The sequence below is a fragment of the Rheinheimera sp. genome (assembly GCF_036568245.1).
Classification (GTDB): domain Bacteria; phylum Pseudomonadota; class Gammaproteobacteria; order Enterobacterales; family Alteromonadaceae; genus Alishewanella.
Map to the genome: position 1 here is coordinate 1 of NZ_DATCSY010000411.1, position 2,966 is coordinate 2,966.

Annotated in this window: 3 protein-coding genes; all 3 read right to left on the bottom strand. The window is 50.0% G+C overall.

Annotated elements, in window-relative coordinates; translation table 11 throughout:
• Positions 1–138: 138 nt before the first annotated feature.
• Entirely contained in the window at positions 139–957 is an 819-nt protein-coding gene (locus tag VIN66_RS18555) for a septal ring lytic transglycosylase RlpA family protein (protein WP_331925369.1), read from the bottom strand.
• Entirely contained in the window at positions 957–2,075 is a 1,119-nt protein-coding gene (rodA, locus tag VIN66_RS18560) for a rod shape-determining protein RodA (protein ID WP_331925370.1), read from the bottom strand. Before rodA ends, VIN66_RS18555 begins: the two co-directional genes overlap by 1 nt.
• Positions 2,068–2,966 (bottom strand): penicillin-binding transpeptidase domain-containing protein (locus VIN66_RS18565; protein WP_331925371.1); only part of this gene is annotated, 899 nt, incomplete at its 5' end. The genes rodA and VIN66_RS18565, both read right to left, overlap by 8 nt.

Below are 2,966 nucleotides of genomic sequence, written 5' to 3' on the forward strand. Positions count from 1 at the left end.
GTGGTTGCGGCATAACGCTCTGTGCTTGTGCTGTCAGGCTGATGCTGGCAAATGTAAGGGCGGCGACGGAGAAAACATGGCAATAACTATTCATGAGACCTGTTCTTTTATTTTATAGATAGTGAAGGTTAATAACGTTTAACTACACAACCGGCTGTCGGAAAAATAAGCCGACGGGAAGCTTCCTGCTTTTAGCTGGCTAAGCCAGCGCTGTGCTTGTTGTTTATCGGTTGTAGGACCAACTAGCAGACGAAAAATTCCGCTAGCCGGGCGAATTTCTGTCGGCAAGGCTTGCTGCTGTTTCAGCTGTTGTTGCAACTGCTGCAGTTTATTGTTGTCGCTACTGGCAAATACCTGAATAAAACATTGTTCAGGCTCAGTTGTTATGTGTTGTGCCAACATTGCCGGCGACTGTAACAGTTCCAGCTGAACTCTGGCTGTACCTTGCTGCAACATGCCAAGTTTACTGGCTGCCGAGTACGACAGGTCAATAATGCGGTCGTGGTGAAACGGGCCGCGATCATTTACCCGGACAATAGCTGTTTGTTTATTATCCAGATTAGTGACCCTGACATATGAAGGCAGGGGCAAAGTTTTATGCGCCGCCGTCATGCCGAACATATTATAGGTTTCACCGTTGGATGTCAGGTGGCCATGAAATTTATTGCCATACCATGAGGCAATGCCTATCTCAGCATGTTGTGTCGCACTGACCAAAGGTGTGTAATTTTGTCCAAACAGGTTGTAGGGCTTATTGCCACCGCGGCTTAACGGTTCAGCCTGTGGCGTTGGATCTGTCATTTCCAGCAAAGTCGGCAGCCGCTGGGGAATGCTGTCTTTTTGCTGTTGATAGCGGCCGGCATTCGGCTCGTTTGAGCTACTGGCGGTGTGCTGGCGTTTACTGCTACAGGCCGCCAGTAGACAAATACTGCATAAGGTTAAAAGAATATACTTCATCAAGGCGCTGCCAAAATTCGTTTGTGTGTACCCACGGACATTATTACACCAAAAGCTGCCAGCAGTGTCACCATGGATGTTCCGCCATAACTTATCAAAGGCAGAGGCACACCGACAACAGGGAGTAATCCTGAAACCATACCAATATTGACAAAAACATAGACAAAAAATGTCAGCGTGAAACTGCCCGCCACTAATTTGCTGTAATTATCCTGGGCCTGACTGGCGATAAACATGCAGCGGCCAATAATAAACAGGTACAAGCTTAACAGCACCAGAACTCCTAACAAACCGATCTCTTCGCTGATAACAGCAAAAATAAAGTCAGTATGGCGTTCCGGTAAAAACTCGAGTTGCGATTGGGTACCCTGCAGATAACCTTTACCTTCAAGCCCGCCCGAGCCGATAGCTATTTTTGACTGAATGATATGGTAGCCTGAACCGAGCGGATCACTTTCTGGATTCAGGAAAGTCAGCACGCGCTGGCGCTGATAATCGTGCATCAGGAACAACCACAGCACTGGCAAAAAGGCCGAGATAACGGCCGCAACAAAGGCAATAATGCGCCAGCTCATGCCGGACATAAACAAGACAAACACCCCGGCTGCGGCAATCAGAATAGAGGTACCTAAATCAGGTTGTTTGGCAATCAGTAATGTCGGGATTGCACACATCATAAAGCCCGCCAGTAAATGCCATAAGCGGGGGGGCAGGCTGTGTGACGAGATAAACCAGGCAACAGCCATGGGCACTGCCAGTTTCATGACTTCTGACGGTTGAAACTTCATAAAGCCCAAATCGAGCCAGCGCTGTGCACCTTTGCCGACATGACCAACCAGTAACACCGCGACCAACAGCGCCAAACCCGCCAAAAACAGTGGTAAGGACCAGCGTTTTAATGTCTGGGGTTTGACCTGTGCGACAGCGGTCATGACCGCCAGAGCAACGCCAAGGCGCACCAGCTGTGCTTCCATCATCGCAATGTTCTGGCCGGAAGCGCTGTATAAAATCATCAGGCCAAAGCCCATCAGGGCCAGCAGGCCCAGTAATAGTGGACCATCGATGTGAAACATCGCCAACCGGCTGCGTCTGGCATTTTCATTAAACTGCTCATTCATCGCTGTTCACTCCGGCCGTGAAGTAATAGTCCAGCATCTGCCGTGCGATCGGGGCGGCGTTGCTACCACCACCACCGGCGTTTTCCAGCGCTACTGCAATGACAATGCTTGGTTCATCAAAAGGTGCGTAACCGATATACATGGCATTGTCGCGCAGCCGTTCATCAATCGCTTCTGCATCATATTTTGCATCCTGGGCAATAGCCGCTAACTGGGCGGTACCCGTTTTGCCTGCAGCATCATAGCTGGCACCGATAAAAGCTCTGTGGGCAGTGCCGCCAAGATCTTTAACGGTGCGGTGCATCGTGTCCATCACAACCTGCCAGTTGCTTTCTTTAACAACTTCAATCACCGGTTGCAGAGCCGGGGCATGCTCAGTCTTGTTTTGATCGTCGCTAAAGGCAGTCACCAGATGCGGAGTAGGCAATTTACCCTGATTTAAAATGACAGACGTTGCCACAATTAACTGCAATGGCGTGGTGGTCCAGTAGCTTTGGCCGATACTCAGTGGCACCGTATCGCCTGGGTACCAGGGCTGGTTATGGCGTGCCCGTTTCCAGCCGCGGGATGGCATTATGCCGCTGCTTTCTTCCAGAATATCGATACCGGTTTTTTCACCGAAGCCCATTTTTGTCATGTAATCTGAGATACGATCGACACCGAGTTTAATACCAAGCTCGTAAAAAAAGGTATCACAGCTTTTCATAATAGCGGTGTAGACATCAACCCAACCATGCCCCCAACGCAGATGGTCGCGAAAGCGGTGATCGCTGTTTGGCAGCATAAAGTAGCCCGGATCCCATATTTTCGAGGCGGGTGTAATCGTATTGGTTTCAAGCCCCAGCAAGGCAAGATGCGGTTTGATTGTCGACGCGGGCGGGTAGGTACCCT